The 21828-nt window shown below is 33.5% G+C and carries 17 protein-coding genes; 9 read left to right on the forward strand and 8 right to left on the reverse strand.

Annotation, left to right across the window (positions count from 1 at the left end; genetic code table 11):
* Positions 1-62: 62 nt before the first annotated feature.
* Entirely contained in the window at positions 63-3521 is a 3459-nt protein-coding gene (locus tag T367_RS0110590) for a hypothetical protein (RefSeq protein ID WP_027419823.1), read from the reverse strand.
* 219 nt (positions 3522-3740) lie between these two features.
* Between T367_RS0110590 and T367_RS22065 the strand changes: the two genes are divergently transcribed.
* Complete coding sequence (locus T367_RS22065) at positions 3741-4082, forward strand: Rieske (2Fe-2S) protein (RefSeq protein ID WP_051568489.1); 342 nt, start codon at positions 3741-3743, stop codon at positions 4080-4082.
* On the opposite strand, the gene T367_RS0110600 is transcribed toward T367_RS22065, so the two are convergent.
* From T367_RS0110600 to T367_RS0110625, 6 genes are read right to left on the reverse strand one after another with little or no spacing between them, the layout of a single operon-like run.
* Positions 4079-4819 carry a WecB/TagA/CpsF family glycosyltransferase gene (locus tag T367_RS0110600; RefSeq protein ID WP_027419824.1) on the reverse strand — a complete coding sequence of 247 codons (741 nt, stop codon included), beginning with the start codon at positions 4817-4819 and terminating at the stop codon, positions 4079-4081. The two genes, T367_RS22065 and T367_RS0110600, sit on opposite strands and share 4 nt — an antisense overlap.
* The gene (locus T367_RS0110605) at positions 4816-5979 is read right to left on the reverse strand and encodes a glycosyltransferase (RefSeq protein WP_027419825.1); all 1164 of its coding nucleotides are present in this window, start codon (positions 5977-5979) and stop codon (positions 4816-4818) included. The genes T367_RS0110600 and T367_RS0110605 overlap by 4 nt, the downstream gene beginning before the upstream one ends.
* Positions 5976-7238, reverse strand: coding sequence for an O-antigen ligase family protein (locus T367_RS0110610; RefSeq protein WP_027419826.1), 1263 nt, complete (start codon positions 7236-7238; stop codon positions 5976-5978). Before T367_RS0110610 ends, T367_RS0110605 begins: the two co-directional genes overlap by 4 nt.
* Positions 7216-8496 carry an O-antigen ligase family protein gene (locus T367_RS0110615; RefSeq protein WP_027419827.1) on the reverse strand — a complete coding sequence of 427 codons (1281 nt, stop codon included), beginning with the start codon at positions 8494-8496 and terminating at the stop codon, positions 7216-7218. The genes T367_RS0110610 and T367_RS0110615 overlap by 23 nt, the downstream gene beginning before the upstream one ends.
* The gene (locus T367_RS0110620; RefSeq protein ID WP_027419828.1) at positions 8496-9800 is read right to left on the reverse strand and encodes a lipopolysaccharide biosynthesis protein; all 1305 of its coding nucleotides are present in this window, start codon (positions 9798-9800) and stop codon (positions 8496-8498) included. Before T367_RS0110620 ends, T367_RS0110615 begins: the two co-directional genes overlap by 1 nt.
* The gene (locus tag T367_RS0110625) at positions 9801-10835 is read right to left on the reverse strand and encodes a hypothetical protein (protein ID WP_027419829.1); all 1035 of its coding nucleotides are present in this window, start codon (positions 10833-10835) and stop codon (positions 9801-9803) included.
* 150 nt (positions 10836-10985) lie between these two features.
* Here T367_RS0110625 and T367_RS0110630 point away from each other — a divergent pair, with 150 nt between their 5' ends.
* From T367_RS0110630 to T367_RS0110660, 7 genes are read left to right on the forward strand one after another with little or no spacing between them, the layout of a single operon-like run.
* Positions 10986-12152 (forward strand): MATE family efflux transporter, encoded by a 1167-nt coding sequence (locus tag T367_RS0110630; protein WP_027419830.1) that lies wholly within the window; start codon positions 10986-10988, stop codon positions 12150-12152.
* A gap of 7 nt (positions 12153-12159) precedes the next feature.
* Positions 12160-13203, forward strand: coding sequence for a radical SAM protein (locus T367_RS0110635; protein WP_169736054.1), 1044 nt, complete (start codon positions 12160-12162; stop codon positions 13201-13203).
* Positions 13204-13212: 9 nt separating this feature from the next.
* The gene (locus tag T367_RS0110640) at positions 13213-13998 is read left to right on the forward strand and encodes a methyltransferase domain-containing protein (RefSeq protein WP_027419832.1); all 786 of its coding nucleotides are present in this window, start codon (positions 13213-13215) and stop codon (positions 13996-13998) included.
* Positions 13995-15368 carry a B12-binding domain-containing radical SAM protein gene (locus T367_RS0110645; protein ID WP_027419833.1) on the forward strand — a complete coding sequence of 458 codons (1374 nt, stop codon included), beginning with the start codon at positions 13995-13997 and terminating at the stop codon, positions 15366-15368. The genes T367_RS0110640 and T367_RS0110645 overlap by 4 nt, the downstream gene beginning before the upstream one ends.
* A complete protein-coding gene (locus T367_RS0110650) occupies positions 15369-16457 on the forward strand; it encodes a glycosyltransferase family 9 protein (RefSeq protein WP_027419834.1) in 1089 nt (362 codons plus the stop codon).
* Between the two features lie 42 nt (positions 16458-16499).
* The gene (locus T367_RS0110655) at positions 16500-17870 is read left to right on the forward strand and encodes a B12-binding domain-containing radical SAM protein (protein WP_211252702.1); all 1371 of its coding nucleotides are present in this window, start codon (positions 16500-16502) and stop codon (positions 17868-17870) included.
* Positions 17867-19105 (forward strand): glycosyltransferase family 87 protein, encoded by a 1239-nt coding sequence (locus tag T367_RS0110660; RefSeq protein WP_084274391.1) that lies wholly within the window; start codon positions 17867-17869, stop codon positions 19103-19105. The genes T367_RS0110655 and T367_RS0110660 overlap by 4 nt, the downstream gene beginning before the upstream one ends.
* On the opposite strand, the gene T367_RS0110665 is transcribed toward T367_RS0110660, so the two are convergent.
* Positions 19093-20217, reverse strand: coding sequence for a hypothetical protein (locus T367_RS0110665; protein ID WP_027419837.1), 1125 nt, complete (start codon positions 20215-20217; stop codon positions 19093-19095). The two genes, T367_RS0110660 and T367_RS0110665, sit on opposite strands and share 13 nt — an antisense overlap.
* An 85-nt stretch (positions 20218-20302) precedes the next feature.
* Here T367_RS0110665 and T367_RS0110670 point away from each other — a divergent pair, with 85 nt between their 5' ends.
* On the forward strand, positions 20303-21826 hold the full coding sequence (locus T367_RS0110670) for a B12-binding domain-containing radical SAM protein (protein WP_035843259.1): 1524 nt from the start codon (positions 20303-20305) through the stop codon (positions 21824-21826).
* Positions 21827-21828 lie beyond the last annotated feature (2 nt).

The raw sequence follows: 21828 nt of genomic DNA on the forward strand, positions 1-21828 counted from the left end.
ATTAGATATCTTGGTTACTTCTTATTTAATTGAAGCGTACTTTTTACTGAATTAATAAACGTTTAAAAGAAAGCCCTTAATTCCATACCGCCTGAATGAATGGCATTACTCTTTTCTGATTTTCTACCATTATAATTGAAATTGATCTGAAGATTTTTCGCCACCTTTCTTTGATATGTAAGACCCCATGTAAAGTTGTTGCCAGGTTGTAAACCTTCTAACATTTCAAATGCTAATGAACTATTTTGACTTGCATTATAATCAATTTGAATAAAGTTTAAACGACCGGTTAAACTCCCTTTCTGCGCCTGATTTATTCTCGATTCAATGCCGATATCTTTTATTTTTGCCGCTTCTTTTAATTCTGATTGATTCTCTTTTTCACTATATTTTGTATTAATGGCAAGTCGAATTGCTGTATTGGGTTGATATGAAATTTCGGGTGCAACATCATAATATTCAATAAAATAATCTCTGCCAATTGTATAGTCACTATTACTTTTTTTACGACCCAATGTACTTGCGACTCTTAGACTTAATTTTTTACTTAAATTCCACCTTAACTGACCTTCGTGTGATGTGTTGAGGCGAGAGTCGAAACCGTTTGATAAAAGAATTTTTGACGCATTCTCTTGATAGGTATAGGTTAAGCCAAAAACAGAATTAGATTTATTGAAATAAAAGGTATTTCTAAAATTAGTACTAATAGACACTAAGCTGGTGTCTGAAATTTCATACACAAATGGGTTAAACCGTTGCAGATCGTTCTCAAAACTTGTTTTCCTATTAATTTTATAGATCGTTTGATTGCTAAATCGAGCGATTAATTTTTTTAGTCCGGCTTCCGATCTCCACACTGTTTCTGGTCGTAAGAATAGGCTTGTGGAGAATTGGTTGGAATAGGTTCGCACATATTCGTTGGTTGGTACAAAAACACGAATGTAATTCCCTTGGTCAGCGAATACTGCTACTTCAAATTCGCCGAGATCTTGAATGCCATCTTCGTTATAGTCAATCCATGCATGTGTTCCTTGTCCTGGATTGACTTCTAAATAAATATATTCTTTCTTTAATTCGAGCCCCGATCCTATTTCATAAAATGTAGTGGTTGAAATGGCACCTTTTGCCAATTTCATGACATGCTCAATTCGGTTTAATATTGTGTTCTCAGGTTGTGATTGATACAAAATAGTGTCTAAAACATCGAGTTTTCTATAATTCAAATTTATTTTTAAAATATTGTTCGGGTTTTTAAGTAAAGCGCCTTCTAAACCAATATTTTGTGCTTTCGTTGCTCTTCTCAGGTCTGTCGAATCACTGAACCAATCGTAACGTTCGCGATAATAAATACTCAATTGATTGACGATAGAATCGCCTGTTGATATATAAGTCTTCCAATCGTAGAAACGATAAGATACAGGTGATAGATCTGGACTCAATTCATCTCTTATTCGATTGGTTTCTTGAATGTCTTGGAAACCGACTTTTAAGAACTTCATATTTTTAGACAAATCCATTTTATGCCTCAAATAAGATGTGTTTTCTACCCCGTTAGAGGTCAGTAAACTCGCGTCAGCAATGTATTTCCAGCCTTTTTTATTCAAGTTGACATCAATATTGTGCCTAAAGCCAGTATAATCAAATCCCCAAATAAAATTTTCAAAATTATAACCTATGCCACCTAAGTCATTTGCAACCAATCGCAAACCTGCATCAGAAAGATATTGATTGCCACTATATGCTTTATTTCTTACATTCCAATCTCTGTCAAACTCAACACTTCTAAACCATTGTATCGGTTCGAATGTTCTTTCATTAAATTCAAAATCAGCAACTGTATTTAAACGAATGGTTTCCTTTTTATTGATGAAATTGCTGCTGCTCCATTTCCATTTTAAAGCAACACCTTGGTTATTAGCTTTGTCAAGTTTTGAAAATGTGTTTAAGTCGTGGTTGGACATCGCCAATTCGACTGAAGTTTTCATGTTTTTACTCACGTAATATTCTGTACCTACTACATACATCTGTTTCTTTTGCGGAGCGATTAATAATTGTATAGGTTCGTAATCTCCTTGAGGTACGCCGGCAATTGGTGCTACCCATTTATAAACACGCCCATTTGCCGTATACCTATCAAAAACATAATTCCCTTGACCAAGTGGAACCTTGGCAAAGCTTGCATGATAAATTGCCAGACTCGGTTCACCTGTAAAAAGTAAAACAGAATCAATCCCTAAGGTGTCAATCAAAGTATAGAGAACTCTGTTTTCTGAATAACCAACACTATCAATACTATTGGAAAAAGCATTTTGTAATGAGTCACCGACTTGACTTAAAATCACTTTTTTTTCGTCAGTTAAGGATTGTTGTATTGTTTGATTTTTTGCATCCTGTTCTGAATAAACATTAATCCACGTATTGTATTTTTCTCCTTTAATTTCTGCATTATAAGCAAAAAGCGATCTTGCATAATTTAAATCGGAATATTGGAATTCAATCACTAATCGAACATCTTTGGTGATTAAATTATTCGCTGTAAAAACAATTTCAGCTGTATTATAATCAATGGTATAATCAAATTCTTGTCCTCTTGTCAATAATTTACCATCCAAATATACTTTTTCCGTTCCTGCAAGAACAACGATATAAGTTTCATTTTCTGCACCAATTAATCTATATGGACCTTGATTTCCTTCAATACCTTGTACAATATTTCGTGAGAACTTCCCTTTTGAATAGGCACCACTTATTTTATGATTAGCATGACCTTCAAATCCTAACATGCCCATATCATGGTTGGCTTCGACAGATACTCCTTGCGTTCTTTTTGCATAATTTAAGAAATATCCTGCAGGTTTACGCAACCAAAAATCACCTCCAATCACCGCAAAATCATCATTATAAATTTTGAGGTAAACTTGATCAAATTCTTGCAACTTTTGCGTATTCCCTTCGGGTTGAAAAGGAATATTGTCATCAGAAATTGATCCTTGCATGAATAAATTTGGTGCTATTTGCCCGTCTAATTGTAGGTTGAGGGTTGATTGTAATGACAAACTTTGCGCGTTTCCAACAGTTATTCCCCTAGATATACTTCCTTGTTTATTCAGTTTAGCGGAGCCGAATAAATCTTCGTTCGGAGCATTGGTAGAAATTGAATAAATAAAAGGATCAAAATTCGCAGCGGATGTATCCGTAACAATGATGTCTGTCGATTTATGTTTGAATTCTTGACCGAGGTTCACCGGGATCCTTTCATATTGCAACGTAACTGTCTTGGCCCTAATCGAATCTTTAATATATAATCTTGCGTGGAGAGGATCGAGCCAATATTCGGTTGATAATAACCGGCCCGATTTTGTTTTGATTTCAAAGCCAGAACGATAAATTGCTGTGGTGTCAAATTGAATAGTATCCCTACTAACATTTATTTCTTTGATAAGTGTAGTTTGTCCATTTACTTTAGGTAAAGCAAATAGTGTTAAGATGAGTAATGCTATGTAGCGTAAATATATCGTCAATGATCAACCTTCAATTCAAGTATAAAGATATACGGAATTATTGACTGTAAATTGTAATTTTTAGAAGTAAACAGGACTGTTAAACCTAAAATCAATAGATATTCTTTAATATAGAACGGCCGAACAATTACTGTTCGACCGTCTAATTCTAACCCAACTTTTCACGATTCTATAACGAAATGGTTTGTTTGGTTACAAAATTGTCTATCTTAAACCATTATGTTTTCCACTAAAATTAAATGGGTAAAGTTTGCAGATACTGTGGCAGAATTGGAGGAACAGTTAAAAAAAAAGCCGTTAAAAAAAGTTTTAATCGATGGAAAGTCGATGTTACTTTTAAAAGAACAGGGTGACTTTTATTTGGTGAAGAATAAATGTCCGCATCAAGGGATTGAATTAACTGGAGCTGTTTGTGAAAATGGTAAAATCGTATGCCCATGGCATCACTATGCTTTTGATTTAAAAACCGGTCGAGGCGGAGGGTTGCATCTTGAAAATTATCCAATCGAAATTCGAGTAGACGGTTGTTATGCCGGAATTGAGTATTTCAGTTGGTTTTAAGTTCTATTTTTAAAAATATCACCTATCGCGAAGAATATAAATTGAGGTACAACTCTGATATATCTTTTGAATAATCTTTTAGGTTCTTTAAGCATTCTATAAAACCATTCTAATCCAATGTTTTGGATCCATTGGGGTGCTTTTTTAATATTACCAGAGTGAAAATCGAACGCAGCACCTATTGGAACTATAAAATTTACTGTTACATATTTGGCTAATTCTGCGGAGAAGTAAATTTGTTTAGGTGCCCCTAAACCGATCCATATAATATCAGCTTTAGATGCCTTAATTTTTGTTGCGAGTGCTTGAAAGTCTTCGTTAGTAACGGTTTTGAAAGGAGGTGTGTTTGTTCCTACGATGTTGTTGTTTCCCCATTTTTCGCATTGTAATTTTAATTTTTCTGAAATTCCATCGGCTCCTCCACAAAGAAAATGATTGATAGATAGATCTTTACTAGCCTTAATTATTTGTTCAAAAAAATCGGGTCCGCTGCATCTATTGGCTTTCTTTGCTCCTTTTAATTTTAAAACCCAAACCGAAGGAACGCCATCTGGTAAATTCCAGAAATATTGGCGTAAAACAGAACTGAATTCAATATTCTTTTTTGCTAAAACCAGAACGTTTGCATCAGATGGACTGACCAATAAGTTTTTTGGTGTGGTTTGCGCTAAATCTAAAAATTCATCGACTGCATTTTGTATGCCTTTATCGTACAACTCTGTTCCTAGTACTTTCATACTTTTTTGTTTGCAATGGTTAAAGCGTAAATGTCCATTAATTGGCGATAGTTTGATTCAGGACTGTACAACTCTAAATAATCTTGGTAAGCGACTGTGCTAAGTTTAATTGACAAGTTTGAATCGGCTACAATTTTTTTCATTTCCGACAACAAAGCAATTGCATTGCCAGGTTCAAATAATAAGCCATTTAGTTGATGCCTTATCATACTGGCCATTGCGCCAGAATCAGAAGCAATCACAGTTGTATGAGAAGCAAAAGCTTCAATTATAGTCATTGGCATTCCTTCATACCATAATGAGGCAAAGAGAAGTGCTTTTGCACTGCTTATTAATTCTAAAACTTTTTGATAGGGTTGTTTACCTAAGACTTCTATATTTTTAATTTTTCTTAATTCATCGGTTAACGATCCTTCGCCAATTAATTGAATAGGAAAAGGACTCTTTGGAGCAATCTCCATGATTGTGCGAAGTCCTTTGTCAGGTTCTAATCGACCAACATAAACAAAGTATGGTGCTGTATTGTTTTTTTCAAAGACCGCAGGTGTGGGAATAAAATTGCCTTTAACTATGAGTTTATTCTTTGGTAAGCCATGTGCAATAAATTTTTGTTTTGCGAACTGTGTTAGGCAAATATAAGTGGTGACATCGTTGTTCCATGTCTTTCTTTTTTTGTGTTTTTCCAACATACGCGCTACGGCAAATGTTTGAATTTTACTGTTGCGGTAGCAGTTAAATTTTACAGCATTATAACTTGACTTGTTGAGGCATTTTTCGCAGATTTTACCATCTTTAAACAGAATGCCATTTGTGCATATCAAACGATAGTTGTGCAATGTTTGTATGACGGGAATTTGCTGTTTTTTGCAAGCTTTATAAACTGCAGGAGAAATGAGGGGTAAAAAGTTATGGACATGACATACGTCCGGTTTTTCTTTGTTTAAAATAGCCGAAATTTCCTCTGCTGTTTGCGTCGAATATGTGGTGTCTTTTAAAAGTTTAACTTTATTAATTAAGTTGAATTTATCGATTTCTGAATTGTTACGATAATAAGTGATTACTTCATGACCATTCTGTTCAAGTAGCTCTTTTTCGTTGGCAACAACGGTGTCTTCGCCGCCGCCAATCTTATAAAAGTTATGTACTTGTAGAATTTTCATTCTTCATTTGGATTTATAGACCACAAGGTAGGGTTCCAATAAAACAATCCTGCAAAAAAGACAAAAAAGAATAGCCCTTTTTGCGTTCGTAAGGTTGATTCAGTTAAACTAAACAACGTAAATAAGATGATAAAGGAGATGAAGATAACGTTCTTTTTCTTTATCGCTTTTAAGAATAAGAGTAATAAACCAAGCGTGAAAAGTCCTAAGGCAAGAATTCCATTTCCAAGCCAATATTGTAAAAACATATTGTGTGCATTGAAATCGTTTGCTAAACCAATTTGAAATTCATTGGATTCATATTTTTCAACCAGAGCATGATGTCCATCACCTGTTCCTGCTCCTAAAACCCATTGGTCTGTAATGGCTTGCCATGTGCAGTCCCAAATAGATAAACGAATTTCGATTGGAGAAGCACTGGGATTCTTCATGTCATAGTCAATCGTGAAATTTTCTAATTTATTATTTATACTGATGGTTGTAAATAAGATTAAACCAGCGAATAGAATAGTCAATTTAAGTTTAGAATAGGTTAAAATATTTCGATATCGATTCAAAATAACAATTCCGCAGCATATCGTAAATCCAAATGCAATATTCGCCGATTTTAGAAGGTAAAGCATGCCGATAATAAATAAGAAAATGCATAGGTGTAGTACTTTTTTTGGACGGCTCAATTTTCGGTTTAAAAGGCTATACAGTATTGTGATGTTGGAGAAGGCTAGAAAGATAGAAAAATAAACCGCATGCATTCCAATCGGATCGCTTAATCGATGGTGCATAAAATGATTGTACAAGAAATGAGTATTGTTCGGAATAACAAAAAAGCTTTGCGATTCAATCGTGTTCAAAGTGGCAATTCCTAAACAAACAAGACTGGCAAAAATACCTGATACAATAAAAATTTTGATAAGAATTTGTTGTTTTTCTCGCGATAAATTGATTATAGCTTTAGCAGCAAAAGGAATAAATAGCAAAGCTAAATTTCGTTCAATGATTGTCCAGCCTTCCTGTAAATCTTCGGAATACAATTGGCCTAATATTAATGTGAAGAAGAGTGCCGGTAAGAATGAAATGCCCCAGCCACCATTAATGTTTATTTTTTTAAAGATTAATTTGAAACCATAAAATATAATGATGAGCATAGCGATAAAGCCATTTATCCGATAATGTAGGAAAAATGAAATCAAGAATGCAGAAAAAAGCAATAAGTCGACATGCGCGATGTTTATTGCCTTAAAGTTGATTTGCTGTTTCATTTTGGTTTGTAAAATAATTCCATCGCATGATTAAAAAGCCTGTTGCAATCCAAAAAATAGAATTCTCATAAATTGGTATTGTAACACCAATAGTTAACAAAGGAAGAATAAAAATACCAAAAAAGACGGCTTTATTCCATTTTGGGTTCGGTAACCATCGAATGGCTTGGTTATAAACCATTTTAAAGATATAAACTATAAATAAAACCCCTATAATTCCGCTATTGATAAAAACACTGAGGATGGCATTGTGGGTGTCATAATCTGTGTCGGTGTTAGGGTCGATCGCCAAAAGGTACCACGTTTCTGGAGTGGCATAATCAGCGAAAATATCAAAAGATGTACCCATCCCATTTCCGATGAAGTAATTCCACCAAGTAAATTCTTTTATTCGTTCCAAATAGATGTTCCATATTGCACCGCGACCCGTGAGTAAAGTAGGTGTAAAATAATATCCGGTATAAGAATGAATCATCATGAGATATTGATAAATATAAATCCCAACAACACAGAGAATACTGATGGAATATAACCAGAGCCGCTTCCTTGTCATTAACTTTATTTTTGTGCCAATTCCGTTACTCACAAAAAAGATATAGTAGATAAAGAGGATGACTACACAACCAAACAAAGCTTTGAAATAGGTCATCATTGCCGCAATGCAAATCAATAACAGCATCCAGAAAGCGACCTTAACACCTTTAAAATATTGGTACAACGCGGCGAAACAAATAATCACAGACAATTCAGAACCATGGTATAAAAAACCATTCGGACGTGGAATAGCAACGTCTCCGAAATATGCGAAATTTACATAAGTTGCATTCCAGAAAGTAATTGGAAATATGTTCATAAATTGAAGCATTGCAATTATAATAGGGATCCATAAAATGGCAAAAAAGCGGACGATATATTTTTCTAATGTCTTTATAGGTAGCCGTTTGTTAATGTGCAGGTCTAACAGAAAAATAAAAACAAAAGGCCCAAAAAAGTAATCGATATAACCTTTTAAATACCACTGTTCATGTGTGAATTGAATAAATAAGAAACCCAAAGCAAAATAGAGTATCCACTTTTTGTATTGATCTAACATTAAAGCATAAATCACGATCAGAAAAATAAGTCCAAAACCAATATGATGTATTTTCATCGGAATGGGTGGTACAATATTTCCTAATATTATTAAGATTGGTGTTAAACTTAAAAGCTCAAGCAAGATCAATTGAACGGAATTCTGTCTAGTTAATACTCGTTCCATTAAGCCGTGATTTTATTGCGAATAATCCTTAAATATTGAATTGGTAAAGCAATTGCAAGTGGCGCGAGTACACAACTGGTTGCAATAATAACGCCTGTTATTCCCCAAAGATCTAGTAAATAAAAAGAAAGTGGAATGTTAATTATCGCAGAGACTACAATTACGACGAGTTGTAAATTTGTTTTTGCAATGCTATTGAGATAATAGGCGAAAATATTATTCCAACAAGTAATCAAAATTGAAATGGCCATAAAAAAGGAGAGTTCAAACGGTATGTGTACTACTTTACCAATCCAAATTTCGTAGGCGATTGGAGCAAGGAAAAGCATTAAGATTGATCCAAAAGCCATCAGGGTCCACAAAAGAATTAATCTTTTAATATGTGTTTTTATCCAGGGGACATCATTTTTATGATCGGCTTCAGTGAATGCTGCCCAATAAGGTAAGAGAACAATGTTAAATAGTATAATAATGATGTTGAAATATTTGAAGGCGATATTATAAGTCGTCACATCTGTTCCATTCAATCGGTTAAGGATAATTAAATTATCAGTACTGTAAATAATAAGTGTTGCAATCTGAATAAGAAAAAAAGCCAGATTGATTTGTTTGAGCGATTGAATTTTTTCTTTGGTTGATGAATTGAATTTTGGTTTTAGATCAGGTAAAATTTTACGGTATGTAATCATATTCGCAAGGCCCCAAATTATAAGTGGTATTGCTGAGAACCAAAGGCAAATAAATGATAAAGAAGGCGTTAATTCAAAAAAGGAAAACAATAGAATGCCAACCAATAGCACAACTTTTTGTAAAGCACTAATTATATAGGTTATTTGGGCATTGTGTGTAGCAAGTAATACCGATTGGAGAAAAAAGAAGATGTAATAAATCATGTACATCGTAAAACTTAATTGGAATACCCAATTAAATTTTGTGGATTGATTGTCAAATTCAAATCCTGTTAAATTGTAAAGGATAACGCCCAATAGAATCATTCCTGAATAAATGATGGTGGTTGCTTTATATCCTGAAGAGATCCAAATGCGGATATTGATATAATCTTTATCAGAAAAAAATTTAGTGAGGTGGTTTCTAAAACTACTGCTTACGCCAAATTCGATAACAGAAAACCAAGTAAAAAACGATAATATGGTCAACCAAATACCATAATCTTCTGCACCGAAAAAATCTATTGCAAATCTAACAAGTAAGAAGTTGAAGATAACATCAATGGCTTTGAAAAGAGTACTGCCATAAATATTTCGTATTAATTTGTCGGTTATCCCCTGTTTTTGCGGATTCATTTATCGCGTTGTTTTGCGCCAATTCAACAGCAGTATGATCAGAATGGTAAATGAAAAGAAGAGTAGTGCTCCCATCATAGTTCTTGCCAATCTGCCGAAGCCAGTTTTTTCACCATATGGATTGATATGTGCACTTACAAAATAACATTTTTCATTCTCATGTAAACGTAAATCGAGCTTAGAAATTTTATTGGCATAATAAAGATATCTATCCTGAATATCTAAGGCTGTAATATTGTTTTTAGTATTGGTTTCACCTAGAACAAGGTTCGTTGTAGAACCGCTATTTTCACCATTTTTTGCTTGTTCAACCATTGCCAAATTCATCACCTTCGATAAAGTATCTAGTTTTACTAATTCTTTAGCGTAAATATCTCTTTGGAAGTGAAGTGTTTTTGTGCTTATTGCGAGCAATTTATTCAATTCCTCACTTCTAGAAATAAAAGCCAAAAATGGCGCCTCAAGCTTAGAGAATATTTTGTGATCAGAGGCAGTAAAACTTACTTTGAATTTGACGCTCAATTCACTGTCTTCTGATGCCAATAGTTCTTTATAATTCAATTTAGCAAGCAAAGAAGTATCTGTGCTTAAATACAATTGATTTAGCGCATTAATTTTTTCTAAATATGTAGGATCTGACTTGACCGAACATTCAATAATTGTCCCAGCTTCTTCGGGTGTTACCTGTAGTAGATTGCCTAATACTTCCGTGTCTTTACTGGAAATTAAGGCATTGATATAAGCTGCATCATTTTCGAGTTGTGCTTTAGAGTCCACATTGATTTTAACCACCATGCTTGATTTATACATTCGCGGAAACCAATTGATACTTAAAAATCCCATTAATCCTCCAAGTGCAATTACTACTATGAAAAGTATGAAGTTTTTGAGGACAGAATTAATGATAAAGCCAAAACCTGAAAATATTAATTTAATGAATTTCCAAATGAGTTGAATGAATCTATTGAACAATCTTTCAAGATCTCTAATTATAGGTGTAACCGTTACTTCTTCTGAGATTTTGCTTTCTTCCATTTTTTATAAATCTATAATTCCTTAAAAACTAAGTTAATTTAATTTGGCGAATACACCTCTCTTTAGACTAGTTTATCATGTTGATCTATTGTTAAATAATTATTTCTCAACTAAAATTGGTAATTTTCAACTTCACAAGAAACGTTGTTTTTGAAAACACCAAAAATCATTAGAATACAATATTTAGCGCTAAATGGCATAGCAAGTTTGTTATCTCCTTTTACAAGCCTACTATTCGCATATCTCGTTGTTCAATTGACAGATAAAGATATTTGGGGTCTTTTTGTTGATTACTTCTTGTATTTTTTTATTGCAAACATCTTCTATAATTGGGGAGTTGGAACCTATTTACAGCGTAGTTTTAGTCAGGATCCACGTTCGATAAATGCGAGTTGGCAAATGTTTTTCTTAACAAGAATGCCTTTGCTTTTAATCGTTATTACACTGTCCGTTTTATTGTTGCCATATCAATTTGTTTTTTGGCTCTTATCAGGATATCTCATTAACTCTATTCAACCATTACTCGTTTACAAGCGCAGTTATTTGGTGATTATAATTGGTGAATTAATCGCGTTTTCTATACTGGCGATATTACTTTTTAATTCTACAATAACACTAGATTCTCTTTTAATAGCATATAGTGTTTATTTGGGTGTAAAGGCATTTATTTTTTTAATTTCTCAAAGTCAAATTTTTACTGGGTGGAAATGGTTGTTTAATCCCTACATGTTAATGGTCACATTACCTTTCTTATTAATGAATGCGGCTGGATTTTTACAATCAAAAATCGATTTGTATGTATTTGCTTTTTTTAATACGGGAGAACCAGTAGGGGAGTATCAAATAGTTTCTGGGTTTTTTATTTTGGCTCAAACAATTCCAACTATCCTCGTTATACCATTTTTGAAAAATATTTATAGAATGAAAGATCAAGGAATAAGTAAAATGCGCAAGAATTTGGCCTGGTCTGGTTTATTTATCAATACAATATTGATGCTCTTAATTTTTATAATTCTAAAGTATTTCTTTGCTATTCAGCTTAACTTAGTAAGTGTTTTAGTGGGGTTTGCAATAAGTTTCCCTCCTTACCTCTATTCAATTCTAGTATTTGAAATGTTTAAAAAGAATAAAGAAAAAAAGGTGTTGAATATTATATTGATTTCTATGCTCTTAAACTTCATATTAGCGGTAATATTATTATCTTGTAATTTTGGGCTTGTAGGTGGTTTAATTGCTAACGCTTGCTCACAAATAGTTTGCCTTTTACTTTATTTTAAGTACTCAAATAATGATAGGATACCTCAATTACTTGAATAAAAAGAAGATGCCACGGCACTTTTTTTTTCCGCCAGAATGGGTGGTTTTAGGGGTGAATAATGTATGCAATTTACATTGTAAGATGTGTGATGTTGGAACCAAGAATATGGACAGTAATTTCGCGCAAAATTTAGTTGGAACACATCCCTTAAATATGCCGTTGGACTTGGTGAAAAGAATCATTGATGATACAGCAGCTTATTACCCAAAAGCAAAATTGGCTTACGCTTTTACGGAGCCTTTAGTCTATCCTCATTTAGTTGAATCTTTAGTCTATGCAAATGAGAAAAAACTATATACAACGGTGACAACAAACGCTTTAACTTTAAAGCGTAAAGCTGTTGATTTGGCGAAGGCAGGTTTGGATGAACTTTTTATTTCTCTTGATGGTCCGCAAGATATTCACAATGAAATTCGCGGCAATGCAAAATCATTTCAAAAAGCAGTGGAAGGAATTGAGTTGATTAAGGCGCAAAAGAATTGTCCTCGAATCAGTGTTATTTGTGCGATTACTGAATGGAATATAGGTCATCTTAAAGATTTAATAGATAGTTTAAAACATTTACAAATTGAAGAGTTTGCCTTTATGCACACACAATTCAATAGTCAAGAAACTGCAGTATTGCACAATGAATCTAAATGGGGCATTGATTATCCTACAAGTGATTCGAATATTGATATAATCGATTTTAAGAATATGGATTTGAATGTATTGATGGATGAAATCAATCAAATTAAATCTCTTAAAACACCATTTAAAATATTTTTCTCACCTGAAATTAAGTCAATTGAAAAACTAGAAACTTACTATTTGAAGCCTAAAGAAATTCTTGGGGATCATTGCGCTGCAGTTTTTAATAGCTTAATGATTAAGTCTGATGGCTCTGTTATTCCTGCTCACGGACGTTGTTATAATCACGATATAGGGAATGTTTACAAACAGAATTTAAAAGAAATTTGGAATGCGGATGCATTAAAAAAATTGCGTGGTGACCTCGGTGAGGCTGGTGGTCTATTTATGGGATGCAGTAGATGTTGTAGTGCTTTTTAATTCGAATGTATGGAGCAAAAAGAAGCCTTGTTTGATAATGCAGCACAAAGTTATGATGATCAATTTACGCATAGTGAAATTGGTAAGTACCAACGACAACGTGTATATTATTGGATAGATAAGTTAGGACTTATAGATGAAGTTCAATCAGTTTTCGAAATTAATTGTGGAACAGGCGTAGATGCTCAACTACTGAAAGATGAAAATATCCATGTCACTGCAACTGATGGCTCACCAGAAATGATTGCTTATGCGAAATCTAAACAATCAAAAGATATTGATTTTTTTGTGCTTGACTTTAAAGACTTAGATGATAATTGGATCAACTCGGACTTGTTATTTTCAAATTTTGGTGGCCTTAATTGTTTAGATCAGCAAGGGTTAAAAAATGTCGTAAATACGAGTGCTAAACACCAAAACAAGGGGGCGTATCTAGTTTGGGTCATGATGCCTAAATTTTGTATGATGGAATCTTTATATCTGTTGACCAAGTTTAGATTTAAGTCCTTATTCCGCAGAAATACAAAGAAAGGTGTCCTCGTCGACGTAGAAGGTACAGCGGTTAAAACTTTTTACCATTCACCAAGAGAAGTGAAAAAAATGCTGGCAACAGAATATTCGATTTTGGAAATTAAACCAGTCGCCTTCTTTCTTCCCCCTTCTTATTTAGAACCATTTTTTCAGAAAAGACGAAAGACATTAAAATTCTTAAATCACTTAGAAAGGTATTTTGGTCGATTTTCTTTATTATCTTCATATGCTGATCATTATATCATAATCGCGGTAAAAAAATGAAGATTCTATTAACACATGGCTATTTTTTATGCGAAGATGAGATTGAGCAAAAAATCTTGAAACCATATCCACCGCTTGGATTATTGTATGTTTCGGCTTATCTAAATGAAAAATCTATAACACATCAAGTTTTTGATACCACATTTTCAACTATTGATGATTGGTGGAGCAATTTACTCAAAGAGAAGCCAAATCTTATTGCTTTTTATGTGAACTTGATGACCAAAGTCCGTGTGATTGAATTGATAAATAGAATAAAGAAAGAACCTAGTCTCACTGCTATGAAAATAGTACTTGGAGGACCAGACTTAACTTATAATCAAGAGAATTATTTGGCTGCTGGTGCAGACTATCTAATTATTGGAGAAGGTGAAGTAACAATGCTTGAATTGGTAAATACTTTGTCTGATAATGGTGATATAAGCAATATTACCGGGTTGACTTATCTTGAAAATAATTCGATTAAAAAGAATCCACCTAGAGCGAAATTAAAAGATTTAGATCTTATACCAAATCCAAATCGCGCGGCTGTACCTATTCAAAAATATTTAGATTGCTGGAAAAACGCGCATGGACAAAGTGCGCTCAATGTCAGTACACAGAGAGGTTGTCCTTATACGTGTAAATGGTGTAGTACTGCAGTCTATGGTCAATCTTATAGAAGGAAATCTCCTGAAAAAGTAGTGGAAGAGTTATTGCTGCTCAAGGAGACCTACCAACCAGATACTTTTTGGTTTGTTGATGATGTGTTTACTGTAAGTCATAAATGGTTGAGAGGTTTTAATGATGCGATTAAAGCAACTGGCTTAGAAATACAATATGAATGTATTACAAGAGCTGAACGGATGAATGATGAAGTGATTCAACTGCTTAAAGAATCGGGTTGTTTTCGCGTATGGATTGGGGCCGAAAGTGGATCTCAAAAAATTATCGACGCTATGGATCGACGGGTTGATGTAAATCAAGTCCGGGACCAATTAATTGCCACGAAAAAAGCAGGGATAGAAACAGGTACTTTTATAATGGTAGGTTATCCTGGAGAGACTTATGAGGATATAATGTTGACAGCAGAATACCTAGAGAAGGCTTTGCCGAACCATTTTACTATTACTAAAAGTTATCCGATCAAAGGAACACAACTTTACACTGAAATAGAATCGAAAATTACCGTAAAACCAGATTGGAATACTACAACTGACAGGCAAATAAATTTTGAACGTAAATATTCTGATGCTTTCTATCGATATGCCATTCGCTACATCTATAATCGTGTTAATTTAAAGAAACAACAACGTAATAATTCTTTAAAAATTAAAGTCAGAATTAAACTTTTCATAAGCAGTATAATGCTAAGAATTTTAGCAAAATAAATGACAAGAGAAAAACTCATAGCAATAGACAACCTCTTTTATCCATTTTATTGGTTGTTAAAATCGTTTAAAGCAATCAATCCAACTAAAAATAATGACGCATCAAAGTTTATTATTATAAAGTTTTTTGGTTTGGGAAGTATTACTAGAATAGTCGCTGTTATTGAAGATTTAAATATCGATAAACAAGCTATATGCTTTGTAACACTTGATAAGAATAAACAGATATTGAATGAACTGAATTTTGAGTGTTTATTAATTAATACCAAGAATCCATTGGTCATTTTTGGTTCGGTTTTGCAATCGTTTAGTCAAATTTGGAAAAGAAAACAAAGTACGATATTGGATATGGAAAGGACATCTAATTTGTCCGGTATTTATAGTTTAATTGCAGCAATAGGAAAACCGCGGAAGTATTTTACTTTTCATTCGAATAATTCAGGAGATGGTATATCGCTATCAAATAAACCCGCAATACAAGCTATTGAAGAGATGTTTGATTCGGATATAATTGTTCGTACCATAAGAAGTTCGAAGAAGAAATCTGTTTTGAAAAAAATAATGGTCAATATAAATGCCGGAGATTATCTGCCGCAAAGACGCTTTCCACTCGTTTTATTTGCTGAATTAATTTGTGATATTCAGCAGTTATTTCCGCAAGTAAATTTTGTTTTAACTGGAATGCCTAAAGAAAAGGAGAGAGTAGATGCTTTTGAGCAATTGTTAATGGACAATAAAATAAATGCGAGCAAGGTTTTAAATTTATCTGGAGCGCTTAATTTAGCGGATTATATTACAGAATTGAAAGAAGTAGATGTTTTAATTACAAACGATTCGGGTCCTTTGCATTTGGCACATTTCTTAGGTGTGAGGACAATTGGCATTTGGGGTCCAACATCAGCGAATTTAGTAGGCTATCCTAATAGCAAAATAATGCTTAACTTAAAATCTAACTTGCCGTGTTCACCTTGTTTTATTCATCCTAAATCTCAAGTTGCAAAAACATGTAATGGTGAGGTTACTTGTTTTAAGGAGATGCCTATTAAATATATGGTAAATCAAATTAATCAATTTATTTTGGAGGACTAGATGAACAATAAAAAACGAATTTTATTTCTCAATCCACCTGGTGTGAAAATATATATCAGGGATTACTATTGTTCAAAGGTTTCGAAAGCCTATTACTTGCCTCAACCTGTCGATTTATTAGTGCAAACATCCTATTTTGATTCAGTAAAATACGAATTACAAGTAATAGATAGTATTGCAGAGAAAAAGTCAGTACAACAGAGTGTGGATGAAATATTTGCTTTTCAGCCAACACATATTATTGGGCAATTAGGTTCCGTTAGTCTAACTGAAGATGAAGCTTTTTATATGCATGTAAAAAGCCTTTTACCCGACGTACAAATAGCTTGTTCTGGCGATGCTTTACTCGATCAACTGAAAGAAAAGTTATTGCAGTATAGTTGGTTGGATGTTATTGTAACTAATTTCTTCATGGATGGTACATTAAAATGGGTTGAAAATAATTTAAATGACGCAACTGGAATCTGTTTTTTAAAAGGTGACCAATTGATCAATGAAGCTGGAAAAAGATCTAAAAATTTAGCCTTGTCTATTCCTAAACAAGGCTTGTTTACAGGGAAATATCGCATGCCTTTTGCGGATGCAGAACCGATTGCGACGGTTTTAACAAATTATGCATGTCCTTATCCTTGTACATTTTGTATTATGTCAACCTTGCCTTATACAACACGTTCAGCCGATTCTATAATAAACGAATTGAAGTATTTAAAAACGAATGGGTATAAGTTTATCTATTTTTCTGATCAAACTTTTTTTCAATCTAAATCTGTAACAAAAACTGTATTGGAATGGATGATTGAGGCAGAATACGGCATCAATTGGATGTGTTTTTCTCGGGTTGATGTATTAAACAAAGAAGAACTTCAACTAATGAAAAATGCGGGTTGTAAACTTATTATGTTTGGTGTAGAGTGGGCCGATAATGAATTGCTTGAAAAATATGAAAAGCATTATACTGTTGCGCAAATAAAAAAAACATTTGCATTGGCAAAAGAGCTCAAAATTCAACGTTTAGGGACCTTCCTTATTGGGGTGCCCAACCAATCAAAAGCGTCAATTGAACACACAATTAAATTTGCTAAAGAAATAGATGCAGATTATGCTTCTTTTAACGTAGCTGTTCCTCGAAGTAATACGTCATTTAGAACGGAAGCATTGGAGCAAGGAATTATTAATGAAGACACTGTAATAATGGATCAATCGGGTGATCAAATAGAACATGGAAATGGTACACTTACTAAACATCAATTACAAAATTTAAAGAATAAAGCTTACCGCAGTTTTTACTTTCGACCAACCTATATCTTAAGCCGATTATTTAAAATTTCAACATTTACAGAATTTAAAATGCACTGCTTTGAAGGGTTTTACGTCTTAAAAGGAATACTCAAAAGAAGTTCATCCTCCGAATGAAAAAAAGTAAATATATCCTAGGGTCATTCTTTTTATTGTGCTCACTTTCATATATTATTTTGAAAGGTGTTTTACCTGGGTGGAATAATTTAAGCACCGATTTTAATAATTATTACGTCAGCGCTAAATTACTAGTAACGGGAGAACCTATACGTCAGTTTTATGATAATGATTGGTTTTATAATAAAGCGATTGAAATTGGCGTAGAAAATGGCGCAAAATTCGCTCCGTTCACTCCAGTAACTGCTGTATTATACGTTCCATTGACCTTTTGGGATTTATTGACAGCAAAGCGAATTTGGTTAATATCGAACATGCTATTGCTCTGTTTTATTCCTTTTCGGTTAAGTCGTTTATTCGAATGGAAACGCTTTGATACACTTCTTATTCTTTCCTTATTTTTTGTACCAATTGCATCCAATTTTAATTTTGGTCAGGTCTATTTATTTTTTTCTTGGTTAATAATAGAGGCGGTTGGAGCGAATAGGATGAAGAAAAAATTTCTTGTTCCTGGAATTTTGATCGGGTTATTGGCTACGGTCAAATATGTTCCCATTTTATTCTTGATTTATATTCGAAGCAAAGGACAATTGGCGCGCAAAGCATTAATCGGTTCATTTGTCGCTGTTCTAACAATTGTTATCTTATTTTTTTATGTGGATAGTAATGTGTTTTCAAGTTTTGCATCCGTTTTCTCTGACCATTTACAAGGTGACTTATCGGGCCAAGGAAAATTTGCAATCGGATTTCAATCAATTGACTCAATGCTGAATAACTTATTCGTTTATAATCCGGCAATAGGATATACAGTCGGATACGAAAGTAATGTTCTTCGAATATTGTTTAAAGTATTGTTAATACTCTATGTTTTTGTCCTTTCAATACTGATCTTTAAAGTAGATCAATTTAAATTTGACACGGTTAATTCTTCAATTTTTATATTTGGAGCTTTCGTTTTATTGCCTGCTAGCGCGTCATACCATTTTTTGTTTTTACTATTGCCTATCTTCTTCATCGTTCATTGGGTAAAATCAAATTCAAAACAAATTTATCTCATTAGTTTCATTTCTCTTTTATTGCTCACCTTTATCGTGCAATATCATCATGTGCCTGATCTTGTCAATTATAAATCATTAAATATAATCATTCATTATCCGCGGTTTTGGGGATTGTTCGTTTTGTTCTCACTTATAGGATATTGGAGATTGTATAAGGTTATTCCTCAGTCGAAATGATTCACTTCTATATCTGATTTTTCGCGTATGCTTGAAGAAACGGGAAGACCTTTAAAAGGAGCATAATTTTCAGTATCAAGCCGGTCATATAATTCTCCTAAAAATGGAAATTCGGGGTGGGTATGTGTTACTAAATTCGCCAGTCTTCTTTCAACTTCGGCAATCGATATATTCCACTCTTGACTCAGCCTATAGGCGGAAGGTTCCATAAATGAAATGTAAATTATTTCGGTATTTGTATGTGCCAATTCATCAACATAATCTACTCCCTTTAGAAGGGTTAATTGCTGATGAATTTGATTGTTTCTAAAATAATCGAGGGTGTCTCTAAATTGAATATATGTTAAATATCCTTCGTGATTGTCTTGCACAGCTAAAAGTGGTTGGATTCTTGACTCGTGACACCACATGCATTTGGCAGGTTTTCCAGCTGATGAATTTGTTGGGTCTGATGCATTGATTCTTTTTCCACTGGCATCAAAAATGCCAAATCGCAATTGACCATTTTCCATTATTTCTATAGTTTCAAACTCTATTAATGTTTTCGCATCGTTCAACTCCTTGGCAACAAAAATTTGCTTAATGCCTGACGGATTTGAGAAAGTAATTTCTCGATTTATACGTGACACTCCAGAATTGTTGACAAAGCCCGCTAAGTCGCTAAATTCGTATGCATCTAGTATTTCATTGATGTGATTAGGAACACCGGTTAATGTGTAATAATGCTCTGTAGCACCAATAATTAGAGAAATATATCTACCTAAATCAATTCCATCATTTGTGTAGTACTCTTCTGATGATTTTAGTTTTTGATGGAATGCTATTAATTTAGCTTCATTGAGTTGAGGAAAACCTAATAAGGTCGGATCGATATGAAACTTATCATTTCCTATTTTATATATTCCGTTCCGCTCAAAATCTGATGCGCCAATAGAAGATAGCGCCCATTCTAGTCCTGTTTTTACTGAATTGTATGTTTCTGCTGGATAGGCTTTGCTCCAAATAAGCAGTATTGAATTTTTGTCTGTTGGTTCATTTACATCTTTTCGGCATCCACTCAAGAGTAAACCTATAAAGAGAATTACAGTAAGTATTTGAAAGTAATATTTCATCTGATTGATTCAAATATAGGGTTTTAAAAATACAAACTGTATATTTGAAGGAGTGCAATAATTAAATCTAAAATGATTGGTTATTTTGAGAAATTCTAAGAAAAATAAAGTTCTCCTATTTAATCCGCGTAGTGGACGATGGAAACATCGCGTTCCAAATTCTATTCTTCAAGTAGGTGCATCTGTGCAAGAATCACACGAAGTTGTTTATGTTGATGGAAATATGGAGCATGATCCTTGGGTGAAAATATCTGCACTTTTATCTACAAATGAATTTGGTTATTTCGGTGTTACAGTAATGCCTGGCCCACAACTTAAACAAGCTATCCCTTTCTCTAAAAAGGTAAGAGAATTGTTCGGTTCGATAAAAATTATTTGGGGAGGCTATTTTGCTACCAACCAATACAAAGTAGTTTTAGATAGTGGCTTTGTTGATGTGGTCATTGCTGGTCCCGCAGACATGGCTTTTCCATCTTTATTGAGGGCATGGGAAAATAATGAATCACTTGATGAGATCAAAAACTTAATTTACAAAAAGGATGATACAATTGTAAAAACCCGAAAGGAAGAATTATTAGATCAAAATAGTTTACCTCGACTACCTTATACAGAATTTGATAAATACTATCCAATTAATGGGTATTTATCGAAGACGTTTATGGGTAAAAAAACCATGGCTTATCATTCTAGTTTTGGCTGTCCGTTTACTTGTTCTTTTTGTGCTGTAGTCCCAATTTATAATGCAAGATGGAAAGGTAAGTCAGCAGAGAATATGTATCAAGATATTAAAGAGCTGAAAGATAAATACGGCGTTGATTCAATTGAATTTCATGATAATAATTTTTTTACATCAAGAAAACGTGTTGTCGAATTTTCTAAATTGATTTTGAAGGACAATATTCAATGGTGGGGGGAAGGTAGAATTGATACTTTGGACAAGTATTCAGATGAAGATTTGCAATTATTGAGCGATGCAGGATGTCGAATGATATTTTTTGGGGCAGAATCGGGAAGTGAAGAAGTCTTGAAGCAAATGGATAAAGGTGGAACACAAAGTCCTGAGCAAATTGAGAATTTTGCCGTTCGCTTAAAGAGGTTTAATATTATTCCTGAGTATTCTTTTGTACTTGGAATGCCAGGGGATGATCCTAAAAAAGTGATGAAACAGATTAAGGAAGATATCTCTTTTATAAAAAAAATTAAGCGACTAAATCCGGATACTGAAATCATTATATATCTATACAGTCCGGTCCCTACGGAAGGTTCAGACTTGTATGAACAGATTACAGCTGCAGGGTTTGCATTTCCTGAAAATTTAGAAGATTGGTTAAATCCAGCTTGGGAAAATTTTGACTTGAGAAAGAATCCCTTAACCCCTTGGTTAAATGGTGCGATGGTTGATAGAATCAAAAATTTTGAAACAGTATTAAATGGATACTATCCTACGTCGTCAGATTATAAAATAACACCTTTTAAACGCGCTGTACTGAAGGGGATCGCTAGTTGGCGTTATCAATTCGATTATTACAAATTCCCTTATGAAATAAAATTGATGCATAAAATTTGGCGTTATCGACAACCTGAAATAGAAGGTTTTTATAGTGAATAAAT

The sequence above is a fragment of the Crocinitomix catalasitica ATCC 23190 genome (genome assembly GCF_000621625.1).
GTDB lineage: Bacteria > Bacteroidota > Bacteroidia > Flavobacteriales_D > Crocinitomicaceae > Crocinitomix > Crocinitomix catalasitica.

Excerpts from the sequence above, each read along its gene's own strand:
- T367_RS0110645 (WP_027419833.1), top strand. The coding sequence starts at position 13,995 with ATGAAGATTCTATTAACACATGGCTATTTTTTATGCGAAGATGAGATT.
- T367_RS0110605 (WP_027419825.1), bottom strand. The coding sequence starts at position 5,979 with ATGAAAATTCTACAAGTACATAACTTTTATAAGATTGGCGGCGGCGAA.
- T367_RS0110625 (WP_027419829.1), bottom strand. The coding sequence starts at position 10,835 with ATGGAAGAAAGCAAAATCTCAGAAGAAGTAACGGTTACACCTATAATT.
- T367_RS0110665 (WP_027419837.1), bottom strand. The coding sequence starts at position 20,217 with ATGAAATATTACTTTCAAATACTTACTGTAATTCTCTTTATAGGTTTA.
- T367_RS0110635 (WP_169736054.1), top strand. The coding sequence starts at position 12,160 with ATGCCACGGCACTTTTTTTTTCCGCCAGAATGGGTGGTTTTAGGGGTG.
- T367_RS0110620 (WP_027419828.1), bottom strand. The coding sequence starts at position 9,800 with ATGAATCCGCAAAAACAGGGGATAACCGACAAATTAATACGAAATATT.
- T367_RS22065 (WP_051568489.1), top strand. The coding sequence starts at position 3,741 with ATGTTTTCCACTAAAATTAAATGGGTAAAGTTTGCAGATACTGTGGCA.
- T367_RS0110600 (WP_027419824.1), bottom strand. The coding sequence starts at position 4,819 with ATGAAAGTACTAGGAACAGAGTTGTACGATAAAGGCATACAAAATGCA.
- T367_RS0110660 (WP_084274391.1), top strand. The coding sequence starts at position 17,867 with ATGAAAAAAAGTAAATATATCCTAGGGTCATTCTTTTTATTGTGCTCA.
- T367_RS0110640 (WP_027419832.1), top strand. The coding sequence starts at position 13,213 with ATGGAGCAAAAAGAAGCCTTGTTTGATAATGCAGCACAAAGTTATGAT.
- T367_RS0110610 (WP_027419826.1), bottom strand. The coding sequence starts at position 7,238 with ATGAAACAGCAAATCAACTTTAAGGCAATAAACATCGCGCATGTCGAC.
- T367_RS0110650 (WP_027419834.1), top strand. The coding sequence starts at position 15,369 with ATGACAAGAGAAAAACTCATAGCAATAGACAACCTCTTTTATCCATTT.
- T367_RS0110615 (WP_027419827.1), bottom strand. The coding sequence starts at position 8,496 with ATGGAACGAGTATTAACTAGACAGAATTCCGTTCAATTGATCTTGCTT.